A 3,055-nucleotide genomic window follows, 5' to 3' on the forward strand; every position below is an offset into this window, starting at 1 on the left:
AAACACGACTACAAGCAAAACAGGAGATTACCGAATATATCGAGATCTTTTATAACCGGCAGCGCAAACAGGAAAAATCAGGTTACCTATCGCCAACAGAATTTACACAGCGATACTATGCAAATCAACTCGCAGCTTAATCATATGGACTCCATATTTGACAACACATATCAATCTGCGAGAGCACTCTTCCCGCTACCTTTATTTCCAATGATTGCCACAAGGTCGTGGTTCAGTGGCACTTGAACATCGAACCAAGTATCCTTTAATGAGGATCCAGCTTTTTTCTTGATCGTGATGGTAGACGCGTACTTAGTTCGGTTGCTTGCCACGAGCAACCTTTTGGCTGGAGCATCCCCGACAAAAATACGCTGGTCGAATTCAGCAATTGCATGCTGTAACCCTGCAAAAGTTGGATAAGCCTTAATCCAAGTGAAACACTGACCGATACGATCCTTGTGATCCGTGGAGCTCAATGCGTGCGCGTCGGAGCAGTCAAGTAGCTTACTCAGAACATTTGATTCAATTAGCTTCTTCTTTACTGCATTGTAAGTATCGGGATTCTCCGAGGCCGTGAAAACAAGATCAACACGATTGATAATATTTCGTTTTTCAGCTATTGATTGATCATCCCACTTCATATTTTCCCATTCAGTCTTGCCAACAGCCAAGAGATAGCGGTTTTCAAGAACATGAAGCTCCAGTGCTTTGAGCACTGCATCCAAGCTGATGCAAAGATTATTGAATCCTTCTTGCAAAGGGTTATCGTAGTCACCTCTCTTGTCTGCAGGCGCTGCGTCAATAATCATTTCCCCCAGCTGGGTTAAGCTGTCCGGGGTAATAACAGCCTGCCATTTCCCTTTAAATTGATCCGCTTCCGGGATTAAGTGATAACGCTGAACGAGTGCGTTAATGAACTGTTGCCTGATAACCTCTGGATTAAGTTGATCGAAAATGACGTGAAGGTTGATACGGTTCCAATCTGACTTGGAATAGGAACCATCCATGCCCCTCTTAACTACGCCTGCAAACTTATCGAGCCTAAGCTCTATGACTGGCAGAATTAGGTCGATATTTTTCAGTCGTCCCCTTTCCTTCTTCTCCTTCAGAACGCGCTCGTATCCATCAACAAAGATGTAGTCGTTAATACCGATAACTTTGAATTCTGGGGGTAGCTTTTCGAGATCAGTAATGAACGCTTCCCAAACATCATCGCTATTACCACCATAGTTTTGAACGATGGAACATGGCGTATGCACATGAAGATCCCATTTTCCCCAAGTTGATCCAATAGAATTTTGCAAATTCATCATTGTCGCTACCCATTCAATATGATCAGTTACAGTAGAACCACCCGCTACCAAGGGGCTATTGCCCTTGAACATCATCATCAATCGCAAGCATCTGCAACTCTAGTCCCTCAATCTCCTGCAACGACTTCCCCGCAATCCCCTGCAAATCCCCATACATCCCCACTGTCGCGCTCATCACCTGCTCGATCTGCTCTTCGCGCTTGGCCCATTGTTTCATGATGGCTTTGCGTTCCTTGTCCAGGTCTTCCTGCATGGTGGAAAAGGCTTCGACAATGGCTTCCACTCGCTGGCGGAAACGTGGTCCGGTGAGGTACTGGTAGATCATTTCCGTCTTCGTCTGCTGGCCCTCGGAAGCCTGCCGAGCCAAGGCGAGTTCCAGCAGGGATTGGCGCAGGATGGCCGCGACAGGCAGCGCTGCACGTGTATGCGTGACCCATACACCATCGACCATTTCGAAGGTTTCAACGCCTTTCGGTAGGGTCTGGGTGATGATAACGGCAATTTCCGCCTTGGCGGTGCGCTGGTCTTCACGCAATTTGGTAAGCCAGGTGTCGCTCCAATTCTTGGTGCGTTTGGATTCCCACAGGATGGTGCCACTGTGCTGGCCGTTGGTACCGACTACACGGTGCAATACGTCGCCGCCGAATTCGCCTTTGGGCACGGGTTCGATGGCGTCAAAAGGAAATTTGGTGCGCAATAGATTTTCCAATTCTAATTCGAGCACTTCACCTTGTAATTGCTGCGAGCCTTGTTCAGCACGGCGTTTGAGTTCCTCGATCTGTTTCTGCATCGCGGTGATGGTCTGCTCTTTTTCCAATACTTTGAGCTTCTGTGCTTCCTCCGCTTCTTTTTTCGCCTGCTGACGGATGCCGTCGAGTCCTTCTTGCACACGCTTCTCAACCGTTAGATCCATTTCGCGTTTGGCATCATCCAGCTCGCGCTGCTTCTTGATAAGTTCAGCTTGAGCTTTCTGTGCCTCGGCTAATTTTTCGTTGCGCTGCTCCAGCACTTGTTTGAGATCAGTTAGTTCACGAGATTTTTGTTCCAGCTCAGTCTCAGTGATCATTTTGGCCTTTCTCGCTTCTTCCGCCGCGATTCGGGCACGCTCCTGTTTCAATTGCTCGGCGAGCTTATCAGCCACTTGTTCATCAAGCTTGGCTTTTTCATCAATAAGTTGCTTTTCCCTTTCGCGCATGGCCTGCTCACGCTGGGCAATATCACTATCTTTCTGAGCCAACTGCTGTTCAAACTGCTTGCGGGTAGCAGCAATTAGCGGCGCTGCCAGTGATTCAGTTAGCTTAATTTCCGTGTGGCAATTGGGACAAAAGATTGTCGGTTCAGTCATTATTCTTGCTCCTATTTTTTATATTAGCTAATCATGTCCTGAAATAGCGCGACACAAATGGCTCTGCCGTTACTTATAAATAAAGAACTTTAGAGTCACATAAGGTGCTTATACCAATTCCTAGGCAACTACAAACAGCTGTTGCACGTTGATCTGCTGAACTAACTGTGCTAACGGATTCTGACAGGCAAACAAAGCCGCCTCGACCTGGTGAGGATTTAAATCTACTTGAGCATCAGTTAATGCAGCCGCAAGTTTTTCGACACTGTCCGACGCACCACGATGAGTCAGTTCATGTCCGTAATATAGCCAATCACATATAAATTGATTATAATTTGTGAATGACCTATCCAGTATCATTTCGCCGTAAGGTATTATCCGTTCGAGAGAAGGATGG

The 3,055-nt window shown here is 46.9% G+C and carries 4 protein-coding genes; 1 reads left to right on the plus strand and 3 read right to left on the minus strand.

Annotated elements, in window-relative coordinates; translation table 11 throughout:
• Window positions 1-140 (plus strand): IS3 family transposase (locus tag BLV54_RS14870; protein ID WP_143032498.1); only part of this gene is annotated, 140 nt, incomplete at its 5' end.
• Window positions 141-170: 30 nt separating this feature from the next.
• Here the strand turns inward: BLV54_RS14870 and BLV54_RS14875 are convergent.
• From BLV54_RS14875 to BLV54_RS14885, 3 genes are all read right to left on the minus strand, one after another.
• Window positions 171-1,394: a hypothetical protein gene (locus BLV54_RS14875; protein ID WP_176969805.1), complete on the minus strand. Its 1,224-nt coding sequence runs from the start codon at window positions 1,392-1,394 to the stop codon at window positions 171-173.
• Window positions 1,369-2,658 carry a DUF2130 domain-containing protein gene (locus BLV54_RS14880; protein ID WP_090572372.1) on the minus strand — a complete coding sequence of 430 codons (1,290 nt, stop codon included), beginning with the start codon at window positions 2,656-2,658 and terminating at the stop codon, window positions 1,369-1,371. Before BLV54_RS14880 ends, BLV54_RS14875 begins: the two co-directional genes overlap by 26 nt.
• Window positions 2,659-2,778: 120 nt before the next feature.
• Window positions 2,779-3,055 (minus strand): hypothetical protein (locus tag BLV54_RS14885; RefSeq protein WP_218132436.1); only part of this gene is annotated, 277 nt, incomplete at its 5' end.

It is taken from the genome of Nitrosomonas sp. Nm33 (assembly GCF_900107265.1).
In the GTDB taxonomy this organism is placed as follows: Bacteria; Pseudomonadota; Gammaproteobacteria; order Burkholderiales; family Nitrosomonadaceae; genus Nitrosomonas.